Raw genomic sequence first — 15742 nt, forward strand, 5'->3', positions numbered from 1 at the left:
GCCTGGCGTCCGGCGCTCATCCCCATCATCACGGTGATGGGCATGCAGATCGCCATGATGCTCGCCGGCGCGGTGCTCACGGAGACCACCTTCGAATGGAAGGGGCTGGGATTCATGCTGTCGACCTACCTCAAGGCGCGCGACTTCGTCGCCGTCCAGGGCATCGTCATCCTCATCGCCGTCATCGTCTCCGTGGTCAACTTCATCGTCGACGTGATCAGCGCGCTCATCGATCCGAGAGTGAGGTACTGACATGGCAGCCTCCGAACCCCGTCCCGCTTCGGCGGGGGGCGACGACCGCGTCGATGCGCTCAGGTCGTCCCGCCGTTCCTCCGCATTGTCCCGTCTGCCGATCATCCGTGACCTTCGCATCTCCGTGGGATGGCAGAAGGGCATGCTCGTCGCCGGGCTGGCCATCACGGCCGTCTTCGTTCTGGTGGCGATTCTCGCGCCCGTCATCGCCCCCTATGGATACTCGCAGATCAAGGATTCCGGCGGGAGGTCCTTCCCGACTCAGGCGGCGCCGAGCTCAACGCATATCTGGGGCACCACCGTGGGCGGCTTCGACGTGTTCAGCCGCACCGTCTGGGGCGCCCGGACCGCGGTCATCGCCATCATCGTGGCCGTGCTGCTGTCCATATTTGCCGGGGTCTTCCTCGGCCTCGTCTCGGGCTACTTCGGCGGATGGATCGACCGGGTGCTCGTCGTCATCGCCGACGCCATCTACTCCTTCCCCTCCCTGCTGCTCGCGATTCTGATGGCCATCATGATCTCCGGGGGACAGTCGAGCCTGTGGGGGGGCATCCTCGCCTCGGGCATCTCCATCACGGTCGTATACATTCCGCAGTACTTCCGGGTAATCCGATCCGAGGTGGTGCGCATCAAGGAGTCCGCGTACGTCGAGTCGGCGAAGGTCGTCGGCGCCTCCACCTGGCGGATCATGAGCACGCATCTGCTGCGCAACTCCACGCGCACCCTGCCCGTCATCCTCACCCTCAACTCCTCGGAGGCCATCCTCACCCTTGCCGGACTGGGCTTCCTCGGATTCGGCATCGAGCCCACCGCCGCCGCCGAATGGGGCTACGACCTCAACCGTTCGGTGGCCGACGTGACCGCGGGCATCTGGTGGACATCGGTGTTCCCCGGCATGGCCATCGTGCTCATCGTCCTGGGAATCACCCTTGTGGGCGAATCCCTCAACGACCTCGCCGACCCGAGGCTTCGCGCCCGGAAGTCCGCCGGCGAGGTCATCGGCTCGATCGAGGACACCTCCGTTGACCCCTCCTCGCAGAACGCGGCCGGCAACGGCGCTCTGGCCTGGCTGGAAAGCGGATCCGAGGCCGTCGTCATGGACGCCGGACCCGACGAACCGCGATTCTCCGGCCATCGCGTGGCCGGAGATGATGCCGATGGCGGCGACACGTCATCACCGAAGATCTCCGGGAAGGAGTCCTGATGAGCACGAAGACCATGGACGTCGCCGTCGAGGCCTCCGGGCCGCAAGCCGCCTCCTCGGCTGGAACAGGACCCGCCGGGACGAAGCATCTCGCCGCCGACGAGCTTGCGCGCATCGAGGATCTGGGGGTCTCGTTCATCACCGACGCCGGGTCCATCCGGGCCATCGACGGGGTGAGCTTCACCATCCCGCGGCGGACGGTCGTCGGCGTGGTCGGCGAGTCCGGGTCGGGCAAATCCGTCACCGCACGCTCCATCATCAAGCTGCTGCCCGAGACGGCCACCACCTCCGGCGCCGTGTATCTCGCGGGAAGGAAGGACGGCACGGGGGTCGACGTGCTGTCCCTCAAAGGCGAGGATCTGCGCCGCATGCGAGGCGATCGGGCGGCCATGGTCTTCCAGGAGCCCGGAGCCGTTCTCAACCCCGTCTTCACCATCGGCTGGCAGATCGCCGAGGGATTGCGGGCGCATGGGGTCACCGACCGCCGGGAGCTGCGACGCCGATGCATCGAGATTCTCGGCAAGGTCGGCATCCCCGACCCTCAGACCCGCGTGGACTACTATCCTCACCAGTTCTCGGGGGGGCAGAAGCAGCGCATCGTCATCGCGATGGCTCTGGTGCTCAACCCTGGCCTTATCCTCGCCGATGAGCCCACCACGGCCCTTGACGTCACCGTCCAGGCGGAGATCCTCGACCTGCTGAGGCTGGCCAGGGACGAGTTCGGCGCCAGCGTTCTGATCATCACGCACAACATGGGCGTCATCGCCGACATAGCCGACCAGGTCGTGGTCATGTATCGCGGGCATGTCGTCGAGCAGGGCGACGTGGAGCAGGTGTTCTACCATCCGCAGGACGAGTACACGAAGAGGCTGCTGGCCGCGGTCCCCCGCATCGGGCAGCGCATCGTCGTCCACGACGAGCAGGGGCGTCGCATCGAGCGGAAAGGCGACTGGAAGGACAGGCCGCTGGCCGTCAGCGCGAAGGGTCTGACCATCACCTATCCCGGGCGTCTTATGCAGCCCGACTTCGTCGCCGTGGACGGCGTCGACTTCGACATCCATCACGGCGAGGTGCTCGGTCTGGTGGGGGAGTCGGGTTCCGGCAAATCCACCACGGGCCGTGCCATCGCCGGCCTCCAGAGGGTTTCCGGCGGCTCTCTGAAGGTGCTGGGCGTGGAGATGAACGGCGTCAGGGAGAGGGACTTCCGGCCGCATAGGGCGCATATCGGCTTCGTGTTCCAGGATCCGGGCAGCTCCTTCGACCCGTTGATGACCATCGTCCAGAACGTCGCCGAACCACTGATCGTCCACCACCGCTATCCTTCGGTGCAGGAGGCGCGGACGTACGTGGGCGATCTGCTCGAGATGGTGCAGCTGCCCCGCGCGTACATGGACCGCTTCCCCCATGAGCTTTCGGGAGGACAGCGCCAGAGGGCCTCCCTGGCCCGTGCGTTGGCCCTCAGACCGGATCTGCTCATCGCCGACGAGCCGACGTCCGCTCTTGACGTGTCCGTGCAGGCCAAGGTGCTGCAGCTCTTCGCCCGTCTGCAGACGGAGATCGGCTTTGCCTGCCTGTTCATCACCCATGACCTCGCCGTCGTCGACATGCTCGCCGACAGGATCATGGTCATGCATCACGGGCGGATCGTCGAGCACGGGGACGCCTCGCAGATCATGGAGCATCCCTCGGATCCGTACACCCGTCGGCTCCTGGCATCCCTTCCGGTGCCCGATCCACGCGAGCAGCGCGTGCATCGCGAGCGGCTGCATGAGCTCATCGCCGCGGACCCGATCGACTGAACCCGCATGGTCCCGTCCGGCGCTCCTCCGAACGTCCGGAACACGGGTGGGGAGGACTCCTGAGACATGGTGGGAACACGCATGGATCCCCTCGGGCGTCCAGATATGAGGACGCGTCGGGTCAGGTGATGCTCAGTGGGCGCTGAACAGGGTTCTGGCATCATGATCAGGCCCTTCGGCTCGATCCAGCCAGTCCTCCACCTCGCGCATCCGCCTCGCCGTGCTGCCCGCCAGCGGATTCGGCAGTGAGTCCTGGCGGAACCAGCCGACCTCAAGGTTTTCGTCGTCGGACACGGACGGCCGGTTGTTCCCGCCCAGCCGGGGGCGGCACAGGAAGCTCACGTTGAGATACCGCGCCTGATCGCCGTTGGGGTAGGTGACGAGTCGCGACGACGAGGAGACGGCCACCAGGGCCACGACCTCGACGTCGACGCCGGTCTCCTCGCGCACCTCGCGAAAGACCGTGTCCGCCGGCTGCTCCCCGGGCTCGATGATGCCGTAGACAAGGGCCCACTCGCCGGTGTCCGCGCGACGCCCGAGCAGCACGCGACCCTCGTCATCCCTGACGTAGGCGGTGATGCCCGACAGCCACAGGGGCGAGTGGCCGATGGAGCGACGCAGTTCGCGGACGAAGGCCGGCGTGGTCATGCGTCCTCGTGCGCGGCGGCGCGCTCGGCCATCCAGCGCTCCACGTCGTCGATCTGCTTGGGGATGTCCTTCGAGATCCATTCCGGGCCGTCGACGGTCATCAGCACGTCGTCCTCGATGCGGATGCCGATGCCGCGCATCTCCGGGGGGAGCAGCAGGTCGTTCTGCGCGAGGTACAGCCCCGGCTCGATGGTGAAGGTCATGCCGGGCGTGATGGTCGCGCCCTGATAGGACTCGTAGCGCGCCTGCGCGCAGTCGTGGACGTCAAGCCCCAGGTGATGGGCCACGCCGCACGCCAGCCACCGACGATGCTGCTGACCCTCGGGGGAGAGCGCCTCCTCGACGTCCACGTGGAGAATCCCCCACTCATGCAGCCGCTGGGCGATGACCCGCATGCATGCATGATGGATGTCGGAATACGTCGCACCGGGACGGGCGGCATCGAAGCCCGCCTGCTGGGAGTCCAGCACCGCCTGGTACAGCCGGCGCTGAAGAGGAGAGAAGCGGCCCCCGACGGGGAAGGTGCGCGTGATGTCCGCGGTGTACAGGCTGTCGACCTCGACGCCGGCGTCGATGAGCAGCATCTCGTCGGCTCCCACCACCCCGGTGTTGCGCATCCAGTGCAGGATGGGCGCATGGGCGCCGGAGGCGATGATGGTGTCGTATCCGACGGCATTGCCCTCCTCGCGGGCCACGGCGTTGAACGCCCCTTCGAGGATGCGCTCGGAGCGAGGCCTGCCGACGACATGGGGCAGACGGGTGAGCACGCGGTCGAAACCGTGCTTCGTCGCCTCGACGGCGCGGCGGATTTCGCCGACCTCGTAGGAGTCCTTGACCATGCGCTGCTCCGAGACGAACTCGTGGAGCCTGTCGTCGTCGTCCTCGTTATGGTCCGAGTCCGGGAAGCCGTTGGCCTGGCGGACGGCCTCGACGCGGTCCGTCAGCTTCGGGTCGGTCTCGCGGATGACCCGCACCCGCACGGCGCCGGCCTCGGAGCCGACGTCCTTGCCGATGGCGTCCTCGAGCTGGGCTATGTCATGCGTCTGGATGCCCGTCATCGCCTGCAGCTCGCGCAGGCCCGCGCGCGGCCCCACCCAGTACTCGCCGTAATGCGGGTCGCGGTAGTAGTCGCTGGTGCTGTTGTCCGCGCGTGGCGCGACGAAGAGCTCCGGACGGTGGGTCACGCCACGCGCCGCCTCGGGGCTCGCCGGGTCGACGGGGTCGAGGACGAGCACCGCTCCGGCCTCGTAGTCCTGGCCGAGACCCGTGTAGTAGGCGAAGGCCGTGTCGGGGCGGAAGGCGTAGTCGCAGTCGTTGTTGCGCACCTTCGGCTGGCCGGCGGGAATCACCAGCCGTTCACCGGGGAAGCGGCGTCCCAGTTCCTCCAGACGCTTCGGCGTGAAGGCGCTGGAGGGAAGCGGCCGGACGTCGGGCTCGCGGTTGTCCCAGCCGGTGGTCATGAATTCTCGGAACGCCGTGCTGTCCGGTCGCAGCGAGCGGTTGTTGACCCGGTCCGACATCGGCTGGTCGTCCCCGGGGGCGTGACCGCGTTCCTCCTGCTCGTATCGTCTGTCGTTCGGCGTGATGACGTCCTCCATGTATCCTCCGATATCTCCGTGCTGTTTCCGTCGGCGTCGTTGGCAAGGCATCGCCCCGGCCGATCTGATCCGGCCCGTCCGCGGCGGTGCCTTCACGGCGTTCGTCGCCGTCGTAGGCTTCGGGGGAGGCGGGCCGTGACCCTGCAGTTCCGCGGCCCATCCTAGTCGCGGCATGCCCACCGACCTCATCCCAGCGCGCAAACGGCGCTCGCTGCCGCATATGCTCCCCGGCGCCTCCTAGAATGGGCAGGACCGCGCGGCGCGTCCGCGCGGAGGCGCCCGGCGCTGTCGGGCGTGCGGCCGCCGTGGCGGCCGGAGGGAACCTACGAGTCGAAGGGGCGTCGCCAGCACATGTCATTCGAGCATCCCAACAGGAACGGCGAAAGCATGAAGGATGTCGTGAGGAACATCATGAGCCGCCCGCCCGAGCACAACACGACGAACCTCGACCTCGACCGCATGACGATGATGCTCGACCTTCTGGGGCATCCGGAGGACTCCTTCCGCGTCATCCACATCACCGGCACCAACGGCAAGGGATCCATGGCACGCATGGCCGAGGCCATCTGCCGGGCCTACGGGCTGCGCACGGGACTGTACACCTCGCCTCATCTCGAGCGGATCAACGAGCGCATCGCCATCGACGGCGAATCCCTATCCGACGACGACTTCATCGACGTATGGGATCAGATCCGCGGCCTCGCGGGGCTCGTCGACGCCCGCATGGCCGCGCTTGGCAAGCCGCCCATGAGCTTCTTCGAGGTGCTCACCTCCATGGCCATCTGGCGCTTCGCCGACGCCCCGGTGGACGTGGCCGTCGTGGAGGTCGGCATGGGCGGCCGCTGGGATGCGACGAACGTGCTTGACGCGGACGCGGCCGTCATCGGTCCCGTCGACATGGACCACATGCAGTGGCTGGGGGACACGGTGGAGCAGATAGCCACCGAGAAGTCGGGCATCATCAAGCCCGGCTGCACGGCCATCATCGGACCGCAGCCGCATGAGGAGAAGGTCATGCCGATCCTCATGGACGCCGCCCGGAAGGCGCAGGCCACCGTGCTGCGCGACGGCGAGGAGATCGAGGTGGTCTCCCGCAAGCCCGCCGTCGGCGGCCAGGTGGCCACGCTGCGCACGACGAACGGCGCCTACGAGGAGACGCCCATCGCGAAGTTCGGGGTCCACCAGGCGCATAACGCGCTCGCCGCGCTCGCCGCCGCGGAAACGGTCATCCCCGTGGCCGGTCGGCTGGACCCGGACATCGTCTCGCAGGCGCTGTCCACGGTCACGGTGCCCGGACGCATCGAGCAGGTGCGGACCTCGCCCACGATCATCATCGACGGCGGGCATAACGTCAACGCCGCCGAATCGCTGCGTGCGGCCATCGAGGAGAACTACGACTTCGCGCAGCTCGTCGGCGTGGTCGCGATGATGCGCGACAAGCAGGTCGAGGAGTATCTCGGCGTGCTTGAACCACTGCTCAGCCAGGTGGTGGTCACGGAGAACTCGTGGCGGGGACGCGTCATGCCCGCCGAGGAGCTCGAGAAGGTCGCCGTGGGCGTGTTCGGGCGGGATCGGGTCCTGCGGGAGGATGCGCTTCCCGACGCCATCCAGCGGGCTGTGGACCTCGTCGATGCCGCGGACGAGCTGGGCGTGGGCTATGGGCATGGCGTGCTCGTCTGCGGCAGCTTCGTCACTGCCGGGGACGCTCGGACCCTGCTCAGGGAGACGCCCGACCCGGATCTTGCCAAGCCGAAGTCCGAGCGGGCGAAGGCCTAGACCGGCGGTCATATGTATCTCAAGGAGCTGACCCTCAGAGGCTTCAAATCCTTCGCCTCGGCCACGACGCTGCGCTTCGGGCCGGGGTTGACGGCGGTCGTCGGTCCCAACGGCTCAGGCAAGTCGAACATCGTCGACGCCCTCGCGTGGGTGATGGGGGAGCAGGGGGCTCGCGTCCTGCGCGGCACGGCCATGGAGGACGTCATCTTCGCCGGCACCGCGTCACGCCCCGCGCTGGGACGGGCGCAGGTGACGCTGACCATCGACAATTCGGACCATGCCCTCGACATCCCCTACGCCGAGGTGTCGATCAGCCGCACGGTGTTCCGGTCCGGAGGCTCGGAATACGCCATCAACGGCCGTCAGTGCCGGCTTCTCGACGTTCAGGAGCTGCTCAGCGACACGGGTCTCGGCCAGCGCATGCATGTCATCGTCGGCCAGGGACGCCTCGATGAGATTCTCCGCGCCGATCCGGCCGGGAACCGCGCGTTCATCGAGGAGGCCGCGGGCATTCTCAAGCACCGACGGCGCAAGGAGAGGGCGCTGCGCAAGCTGGAGGCCACCCAGGACAACCTTGCCAGGCTGGACGACCTCATCGCGGAGATTCGCAGGCAGCTCAAGCCCCTGGGCCGCCAGGCGCGGATGTCGAAGCGCGCCGACAGGGTGGCCGCGACCCTGCGGGATGCAAAGGCGCGCATCGCGGCGGATGACGCGTCGGCCTTGCGCCGGTGCGCCGAGCGGGCCGCGTCCGACGCGCGCGACGTCTCTGCGCGTCTGTCCGAGGGGACGCGCCGGCTGGATTCCCTGCGTGCCGCCGTCGCCACTCTCGAGGAGAGGTCCACCGGATCCGATCCCGACCTCGCCCTCTGCGAAAAGCAGTGGCATGAGCTGTCCTCGATCGCGGAGCGTCTGCGTTCCCTGGACTCGGTCGCCACGGAGCGGGCGCGGTCCGAACGTGCCTCGATCACCGCCCATCCGGGGGAGGATCCGGAGATTCTGCGCGCTCGTGCGGAGGAGCTTGGAGCCCAGGCATCCGGCGCGGAGAGCCAGGTGGCCGAGCGGCGCCTGGACTGCGACAGGGCCGTGGAGGCTCGTGCCGAGGCGGAGCGACGACTTGCCGCCGTTCGACAGACGATCACGCAGCTGCGTCAGGCCGCAAAGGACCGGGAGGGGCGCGAGACGAAGCTGCGTCGGCTCGTCTCGACCGAGGAGGCCGCCGTGCAGGTCGCCGTCTCGCGTCTCGCCGACCTCGAGGAGCAGCATGAGCGGCTGCGGCGGCAGAGCGACGAGCTTCATGCCGACCTCGGCGTCTCCGAGCAGACCCCCGAGGACGCTCTCCGCGATGCCGAGGCGCTCCTCGAGGAGGCACGGGCGCTGCTTTCACGACGTCAGGAGGAGCTGGCGGAGGCGCAGAGACGCCAGAGGGAGGCCGAATCCTCCGCCATCTCGCAGGAGGCGAAGGCCGCGGCCCTGGAGGAGACCCTCGCCGGACGCGGTTCGTCCGGTCTTTCCGATTCCCAGGCGGCGGCGCTCGTGCGCGGGCGCCTTTCCGGCATGATCCGCGTCTCCGACGGGTGGGAGAAGGCCGTGGACCGCGCCCTGGGAGCGCTGTCGTCCTCTCTGGTCGTCTCGGGCAGGAAGGATGCACTGGCGATGGCGGCCGGCGTGCTTCGTGAGGAATCCGGACGACTCGCCGTCATCCATCCGCGGGAGCCCGCCTGCGCGGGAGGGTCGCCTTCCGAGGAGGGCGACCACGGGAGGATGGATGACGCCGCCGATTCCCGCCCCTGCCCCGACGGCGGGAGTTCGGACGCCTCCGCGTCGACGGTCCCCCTCGCCTTCTTCGTGAACGCCGACCCCGAGGCGGACGACCAGGTGATGGCGGAAGGCATCCGGGATGCGGTGCGCGGAATCGTGAAGGATGTGGCCGCGGTCCACGATCTGAGTTCGGCGGAGGAGGCTCTTCGGAATTCGCGATGGCGGGTCGCCGTGACGCCCGAGGGAGTGCTCGTCGGGCGCGTCGGCATCGTCGCGGGAACGGGCGATGCCGCTTCGGAGCTTCTGCTCGTCTCCCAGAGCGATCATGCCCGTCGTCGCGGGGCGCGTTTCCGCAGGGATGCGGCCGCGCTCGCTCAGGATGCGGAACGTCTCGCCGGCGCGCGCGACGAGGCGCGCACGGCCGTGGATGCGCGCCAGCGGGAGCTGACGGAGGTGCGCGTACGGATCCGTGAGGAGCGCAGGGCGCGGGAGTCCCTTCGCAATCGTGCCCGGGAGGTGGACAGGCGGCTTGGGCAGGTGACCGACCGTCGAGACCAGACCGCTCAGGAGGAGAGGTCCCATCGCTCCCGGCTGGACGATCTGCGCCATGCTCTTGAGAAGGCCTCGAATGTGCCCTCCGGCCAGGATGCCGACCCCGACGAGCTCGCGCATCGCGAAAGGGACCTCGAGCAGTCTCTGACCGCCGCGCGCAACCATGAGATGGAGGCGACGCTGGCATGGAAGGACGCCCGGAGAAGCCAGGAGTCCCTGGTTCGCCAGACCGGTCTGCTCGCCGATGAGGCGGAGAGGGCCGAGCAGAGACGGCGCCGCATCCGCGAGCGCAACGAGGCGTCCGAGTCCCGTGCGCGCCGAGCCGAAGCCATTGCGGTCGAGGCACGGGATGCGGCGGCCGTCGCCGACGCGGCCCGGGACCGCGTGGCCCTCAGACGCGACGGACTGCGCGAGGAGCTTGCGGGGACCAACGAGCGCCTTCGCGCTCTGCGAGCCGAGCGGGTGAAGGTCGAGCCTGAGGTCACCCGCCTGCAGATGCGCGCCCATGAGCTCGATCTGGAGGTCCAGAGGGCGGCGGCGGACCTCGACCGTCTGGCGGCCGGTGTGGCCGACGACGTCGGCATGGGTCTCGACGAGCTCATCCACGCCTACGGACCGAACGTGCCCGTGCCCGTTCTGGACGACGACGGCAATCCCGTCCCGTTCGGTCCCACGGCGCTTCATCAGGAGACGGTGGATCGGGACTCCGCGCAGAACCCTGCCGTGAAGGGTGTGGGTCCGCAGGATGCCGTCGTGCAGGATGCGGCCGTCACCCACCGCACCGGAGGCGACGCCGACGACGTGCCCATTGTTCAGGAGGACGGCGACCCCGACGATTCCGACGCGTCCGTCATATACCGCACCGTGCCGTACGTCCGTGCCGAGCAGGAGAGGCGGCGCGACGAGGCGGCCCGTCGTCTGCAGGCGCTGGGGAAGGTCAACCCACTGGCCGCCGAGGAGTACGACGCGTTGGAGGAGAGGCATCGCTTCCTCGTCTCTCAGCGCGATGACGTGGCATCGGGGCGGCGGGACCTGCTGCAGCTGGTGAAGGGCATCGACTCCACCATGACCGAGGTGTTCCGCTCCGCGTTCGAGGATACGGCGGCGGCGTTCCAGGAGGTCTTCGCCACGCTGTTCCCGGGGGGTCGCGGACGTCTACGGCTCGAGGACCCCGACGACCTGCTCTCCTCGGGCGTCCTCGTCGAGGCCAGCCCCGCCGGCAAGCGCGTGCGCCAGCTCAGCCTGCTGTCCGGAGGGGAGCGCTCGCTGACCGCTCTGGCGCTGCTGTTCGCCATCTTCACGGCCCGTCCGAGCCCCTTCTACGTCATGGACGAGGTGGAGGCCGCGCTCGATGACGTCAATCTCACCAGGCTCCTCGAGGCGATGAAGCGGCTGCGGGAGCACGCCCAGCTCATCGTCATCACCCATCAGCAGCGCACGATGTCCATCGCCGACGACATCTATGGCGTGACGATGCGCTCCGACGGCGTGACGACCGTGATCAGCCAGCGCCTTGCGGATGTTCCGGGGGCGGACGGGTCCTCCTCTGGAGGAAGATCGCCGAGCGGACCGGATCAGAATCCCGTGTCGGTGGGACGCGGATAGTAGCGGTTGAACTTCCGGTACTGGTTGAGTTCCGATTCCAGCAGTCTCAGACGGCGTCTGGGTGACATGTCCCGGGGATTGCGCTGCGGGCTGACCCTGCCGGCGCGCTGAAGCCGACGCACCTGCTTCGCCAGCGCCGGGTCGGTCACGTAGCGACGCAGCAGACGGTCCGGGATGATGGAGTACAGCGCCTCGCCCCGGGCGATGGCCGGCGGCAGAGGCCTTCCCTCGACGACGTCGGAGACGAGCGCCTCCATCGGATTGACCCCCGCGGCGGCCACGTAAAAGCTGTTGCGTCCGATGCGCGGGTTGACTTCGAGGAAGAGGAAACGCCCGGTGCGCGGGTCGCGTTTGACGTCGAAGTTGGCGAAGCCCCGGTAGGGGAGGGATTCAAGGAAGCGGCGGACGGGCGTGAGAATCTCCTCGTGCGCCTCGGTGATCATCGCGCAGGGGTTGCCGAGGGTCGCCGGATGATGCTCCTCCAGCAGGACGTGCGCGGAGCACAGCAGGGACACGGCTCCCGTGGAGTCCACGTACGCCGTCGCCGAATACATTCCGGTGTCGTCGCCTCCGATGAGCTCCTGGACGACGAACACGCCACGGAATCCGGCCTCGGACAGCCGATGCCACAGGTCGTCGAGCGCGGAGCGGTCGTCGATGCGATACACCTTCTGTCTGCCCGGAAAGACGAGGTTCTCGTACTGGGAGCTGTCCGCGGGCTTGGCCACCACGGGGAAGGGGAAGTCGTCCGGCAGCGGTGCCGGCGTCCAGTCTCCGGAGCCTGCCGACGAGAAATCCACGTAGAAGGAGCGGGGGACCGGCATGCCCTGCGCCGTGGCCAGCCTTTCGAAGGTCTGCTTGTCGCTGACCTGCTCGATGACGTCCACTGGGGGGATCGGCAGAAGGAAGTGACGTTCCAGCTCTCGGCGGTGCGCCGCCAGAACGTGGATGCGCCAGTCGGTGTTCGCGAGAAGAAGCACGGGCTCGTCGGGATGCGAAGCACGGAGGTCGCGTCCGATGCGCAGCAGCTCGTCCACGAGGGGACGCTCCTGGGAGGCGTGTTCGAAGCCATGTCTTCTCAGGATCCGTGAATCGCGGATGGCGGCGGGATCGAAGGCCGTGACCATGGTCGGTATGGTGCCGTATGCGTCATTGAGCTCACGCGCGAGTGCATACGCGCCAAGGTCGCCACCAAGGATCACTGCCTGGAATGAGGTCATGCCTGCCGGTTTCTCTCGGGATGCGGGGGAGTCCCTTCCCTCCGCGGGAACAGGGGCATTATACAATGGGCCGATATTCCCCGCGGTTCCGTCCGCGAGCGGATCGGACGGGAAGGAGCGTTCCATGCCGGACGTCTCGGAGTCGGAGTCACCCGTTTCTCGGGGACGGCGGTCGGCGGATTCCTTCGGAGAACTCGCCGGGATGCTCGCCGCCAGGACGGGGACGGATCCGTCCGACTGGTTCCCGGTGTTCAAGGCACGATACGGCATGGAGGTCGTGCTCCGGGCGCTGCGGACGAGATCAGGCGACGGCGACGTCCTCACCCAGCTGTTCACCTGCTGCACCGCCGTGACGCCGGTCATCGCGTCCGGCCTGGAGGTGCGATACGCGGACGTCGACCCCTCGACCCTGTCCCTCGACCCCGATCTCGTGGAGGGGGATGGGCCCGTCCGGGCGGTCATGCTTCAGCACACCTTCGGCCTCATCGACGGCCCCTCCTCTCGCCGCCTGGCATCCGCCGCGTCCGGCATGGGGGCCCTGCTGGTCGAGGACTGCGCCCATTGCGTCGCGCGCATGGCCCTGGACGAGGGCGGACGCCCCCTCGCCGACGTGTCGGTGCACTCCTTCGGAGTGGAGAAGATGCTTCCCACCCGCTTCGGTGGGGCGGTGTGGATCAATCCGCGTCTGGCGGAGCGGGATCCCCGGCTCGACGCCGCGATGCGCGGCGCCCTGACGGGTCTGAAATCCCCTTCCGGGCATCTCGATCGGGTGTGCCGGATCTATGTGAACGAGAACAGGGTGCTGGGCAGGCTTCCAGGGGATCTCGGGAGTCGGATGCGGTCCTGGCTGACGCGGCACGGGTGGTATGAACCTCCCATCGCGGACGCGGAGATGCGCGGGCGTCTTCCCTATGCGCCGATGGGAATGTCGGGGTGGATGCGTGAGCGCGCATGCGCGGGTCTGCACGGTCTTGACGGAAACGAGTCGGTTCGACGCGGCGTGGTGGGACGTCTGCGCGTGGCTCTGGCGGATGTCCCCGGCATCTCCGTCCCCGCGGGCGTTCTCGCCGGGGAGCCCCAGCCCCTGCTCCGATTCCCTCTGCTCGCCGCCGACACCGAGTCAGCCGAGCGGTTGATCGCCTCGGTGAGGGCCCGAGGAGCCTACGCGGAACGCTGGTATCGACCCGAGCTGTTTCCCGGGGTCGCCGAACCGACGGCCTTCGGTCTCGATGCGCTTGACAGGGCCCTGGTGCCGGTCAGCGATGACATGACGGCGCGATGCCTGTGTCTGCCCACCGACGTCACCGGGGAGACTTTGGAGGCCATGATCCGTGCGGTGGCGGACGGGGCGGGTAACCGGTAGCCCCGGACGGGGACCGGTGACCTTGGGGCTATCGCCACCGGATTGCGCGTTTCCTTCCGCGGTGCCTTCTAGCGGCCACGCCGGAGAAGGCCGCGAATCCGCCCCGCCGTACGCAGGGCCGCATAGAAGCCGGAACGCACAGGGACGTCCCGGTCGGGGGCGACGGCGGTGACGTCCTCGGTGAACTTGGTCTTGAATTCGTTAAGACCCTTCAAGGTGGGGGAGAAGTCGCTGCCGATGCCCATGAGGTCGTAGGCGGTGACTCCCTGGCGTCCGAGCTCGCAGCATTCGGCGTACAGCAGTCGGTCGGTCACATGCATCCGCATGGCGTCGGTGCGCATGGCCGCGTAGTAGCGCACGGCCCGCCCCGAGTTCAGCGTCACCAGCGACCAGGCGACGACCCGCCCGTCGACGCGCGCGGCGAAGACCCGGCAGTGCTCAGGCCCGAGGGCCTCGATCATCTCCGCATAGTCGCTGATCGGCGCCGGGGCGAATCCGTCCCGACGCCCGGTCTCGACCATGACGTCGTAGTACTCGGCGAAGGACCGCATGGCCTGCGTCGTCTCGTCCGCGCAGGTCGCAGGGCATTCGCGCAGCGATTTGCGCACGTCTCGGCGGCCGCGGCGCTTCATCCGGGAGAGGATGGCGTCGTCCCCGCCGGTCACGTCGATGACCACCGTGCTGTCGTAGGGCACCGAGGACAGCACCGGTCGCGTCCGGTCGCCCTCCTGCCAGACGCCGCAGCGCAGGAAGACCTGCCGGCCGTCCAGCCGATGCACCTCGCGGGCCACGGCGAGCAGGACGCCGCCTTCAAGCTCCGCGTCGGGCCTGCCGTCCATCCAGACGGGGCCATGCCAGGAGCGCAGGAAGTGGTAGCCGTGCGTGGTGAAGTCGACGAGGCTCATCACCGCCGCCGTCCTGTCGCCGTTGCGGATGACAAGACCTCCCCAGGGGCTCCGGTCGGTGATGGTCGCCTGATAGCGCATCCATGTCGGGGTCTGCTCGATGGGAAGGGTGACGCCCCGTCGAGCCGCCTCCTGCTCTATCGCCTCGGTCGTGGTCCGTTCGACGGTGATCACCGGGTTCCTCCTCCTGCTTGACCACGCCCGACCCGTTCGCGTCCATGGCGTGCTCCGGCTCCTCGGGGCCGGAATTCCGCAGCCCACCATACTCCAGAGGCCTTCGCCTGAGGTCCTCTTGCCGGCTCCGCTCACGAGCCTTCCACGCGGAGCCGATCCGGATCCGGACGGTTCCCGGCGGCATCGAGCTCCCGCCGGAGGATCGACGCATCGCCCTCGTAGGGCACCTGTCTGCCCCGGACGATGTTGCAGGTCTCCTCGCCCTTGCCGATGACGAGCACGACGTTGAGACCGGGGTGCCGCCTGGCGTCCGCCACGCCCTCCCGGATGGCGTCCTCGCGCGGCAGCACGATGGTCGTCCTGGCCCCGGGGTCGTGGACCTCGGATCTCATGTCCTCGGCGATGGCCCTGGGGTCCTCGAAATTCGGGTCGTCCAGAGTGAAGACGTACGACTGCACCCGTCCCTGGGCGGCCTGGACGATCTCGCGGCGGCGGTCGATGGCCTTGTTGCCGGCGGATCCGGTGACGAGCACCACGCGGGGCCGTCGGTTCCCGTAACGCTCGTCCACGTAGTCCAGCAGAGCCGCCGTGCTGGCTCCGTTATGGGCGAAGTCGACGTATCCGATGATGCCGTCGGCTGAGAGGAACCTTTCCATGCGCCCGGGCACCCTCACCTTCTCCATCGCGCTCAGCGCCGGGTCGTCCTGGCGGATGCCCACGGCCAGCGCAAGGGACAGGGCGGCCGCGGCGTTGAGGGCGTTGACGTTCCCGGGCATGGCGGGATACAGGTCGAGGGTCCGGCCCTCGCCGAAGGCCATGTGGCAGCCGTCGTCGTCGAGGGGTGTGGTGGTGGTGTCGGCGGGGGTGTGGTGGTCGTGGTCGTGCAGG

General features: G+C 68.3%; 10 protein-coding genes and 1 pseudogene. 6 read left to right on the forward strand and 5 right to left on the reverse strand.

The features are described from left to right. From RWX87_RS05235 to RWX87_RS05245, 3 genes are all read left to right on the forward strand, one after another. The coding region (locus RWX87_RS05235) for an ABC transporter permease subunit (protein WP_314688290.1) at positions 1-252 on the forward strand (252 nt) is incomplete at its 5' end. A 1-nt stretch (position 253) separates the two neighbouring features. Beyond that, a complete protein-coding gene (locus RWX87_RS05240; protein ID WP_314688293.1) occupies positions 254-1456 on the forward strand; it encodes an ABC transporter permease in 1203 nt (400 codons plus the stop codon). Beyond that, a complete protein-coding gene (locus RWX87_RS05245; protein ID WP_314688296.1) occupies positions 1456-3255 on the forward strand; it encodes an ABC transporter ATP-binding protein in 1800 nt (599 codons plus the stop codon). The genes RWX87_RS05240 and RWX87_RS05245 overlap by 1 nt, the downstream gene beginning before the upstream one ends. A 132-nt stretch (positions 3256-3387) precedes the next feature. On the opposite strand, the gene RWX87_RS05250 is transcribed toward RWX87_RS05245, so the two are convergent. Continuing rightward, complete coding sequence (locus RWX87_RS05250; protein WP_314688299.1) at positions 3388-3903, reverse strand: NUDIX domain-containing protein; 516 nt, start codon at positions 3901-3903, stop codon at positions 3388-3390. Further along, complete coding sequence (locus RWX87_RS05255) at positions 3900-5501, reverse strand: aminopeptidase P family protein (protein WP_314688301.1); 1602 nt, start codon at positions 5499-5501, stop codon at positions 3900-3902. The genes RWX87_RS05250 and RWX87_RS05255 overlap by 4 nt, the downstream gene beginning before the upstream one ends. A 351-nt stretch (positions 5502-5852) precedes the next feature. Here RWX87_RS05255 and RWX87_RS05260 point away from each other — a divergent pair. Beyond that, positions 5853-7244 (forward strand): annotated as a pseudogene (locus RWX87_RS05260) (bifunctional folylpolyglutamate synthase/dihydrofolate synthase); the annotation flags it as partial. A 45-nt stretch (positions 7245-7289) separates the two neighbouring features. Beyond that, entirely contained in the window at positions 7290-11192 is a 3903-nt protein-coding gene (locus RWX87_RS05265) for an AAA family ATPase (RefSeq protein ID WP_314688303.1), read from the forward strand. On the opposite strand, the gene RWX87_RS05270 is transcribed toward RWX87_RS05265, so the two are convergent. After that, the gene (locus RWX87_RS05270) at positions 11162-12412 is read right to left on the reverse strand and encodes a hypothetical protein (protein ID WP_314688304.1); all 1251 of its coding nucleotides are present in this window, start codon (positions 12410-12412) and stop codon (positions 11162-11164) included. The genes RWX87_RS05265 and RWX87_RS05270 overlap by 31 nt on opposite strands. Before the next feature lie 124 nt (positions 12413-12536). Between RWX87_RS05270 and RWX87_RS05275 the strand changes: the two genes are divergently transcribed. Further along, positions 12537-13775: a DegT/DnrJ/EryC1/StrS family aminotransferase gene (locus tag RWX87_RS05275; protein WP_314688306.1), complete on the forward strand. Its 1239-nt coding sequence runs from the start codon at positions 12537-12539 to the stop codon at positions 13773-13775. Between the two features lie 68 nt (positions 13776-13843). Here the strand turns inward: RWX87_RS05275 and RWX87_RS05280 are convergent, their stop codons facing one another. Both RWX87_RS05280 and RWX87_RS05285 read right to left on the reverse strand, forming a co-directional pair. Continuing rightward, positions 13844-14854, reverse strand: coding sequence for a GNAT family N-acetyltransferase (locus RWX87_RS05280; protein ID WP_314688308.1), 1011 nt, complete (start codon positions 14852-14854; stop codon positions 13844-13846). A gap of 131 nt (positions 14855-14985) precedes the next feature. Continuing rightward, a partial coding sequence (locus RWX87_RS05285; RefSeq protein ID WP_314688312.1) for a glutamate ligase domain-containing protein occupies positions 14986-15742 on the reverse strand: 757 nt, incomplete at its 5' end.

The sequence above is a fragment of the uncultured Bifidobacterium sp. genome, assembly GCF_963540075.1.
Lineage (GTDB): Bacteria > Actinomycetota > Actinomycetes > Actinomycetales > Bifidobacteriaceae > Bifidobacterium.

Coding starts and splice junctions, on each gene's coding strand:
- RWX87_RS05240 (WP_314688293.1), top strand. CDS start 254: ATGGCAGCCTCCGAACCCCGTCCCGCTTCGGCGGGGGGCGACGACCGC.
- RWX87_RS05245 (WP_314688296.1), top strand. CDS start 1,456: ATGAGCACGAAGACCATGGACGTCGCCGTCGAGGCCTCCGGGCCGCAA.
- RWX87_RS05250 (WP_314688299.1), bottom strand. CDS start 3,903: ATGACCACGCCGGCCTTCGTCCGCGAACTGCGTCGCTCCATCGGCCAC.
- RWX87_RS05255 (WP_314688301.1), bottom strand. CDS start 5,501: ATGGAGGACGTCATCACGCCGAACGACAGACGATACGAGCAGGAGGAA.
- RWX87_RS05265 (WP_314688303.1), top strand. CDS start 7,290: ATGTATCTCAAGGAGCTGACCCTCAGAGGCTTCAAATCCTTCGCCTCG.
- RWX87_RS05270 (WP_314688304.1), bottom strand. CDS start 12,412: ATGACCTCATTCCAGGCAGTGATCCTTGGTGGCGACCTTGGCGCGTAT.
- RWX87_RS05275 (WP_314688306.1), top strand. CDS start 12,537: ATGCCGGACGTCTCGGAGTCGGAGTCACCCGTTTCTCGGGGACGGCGG.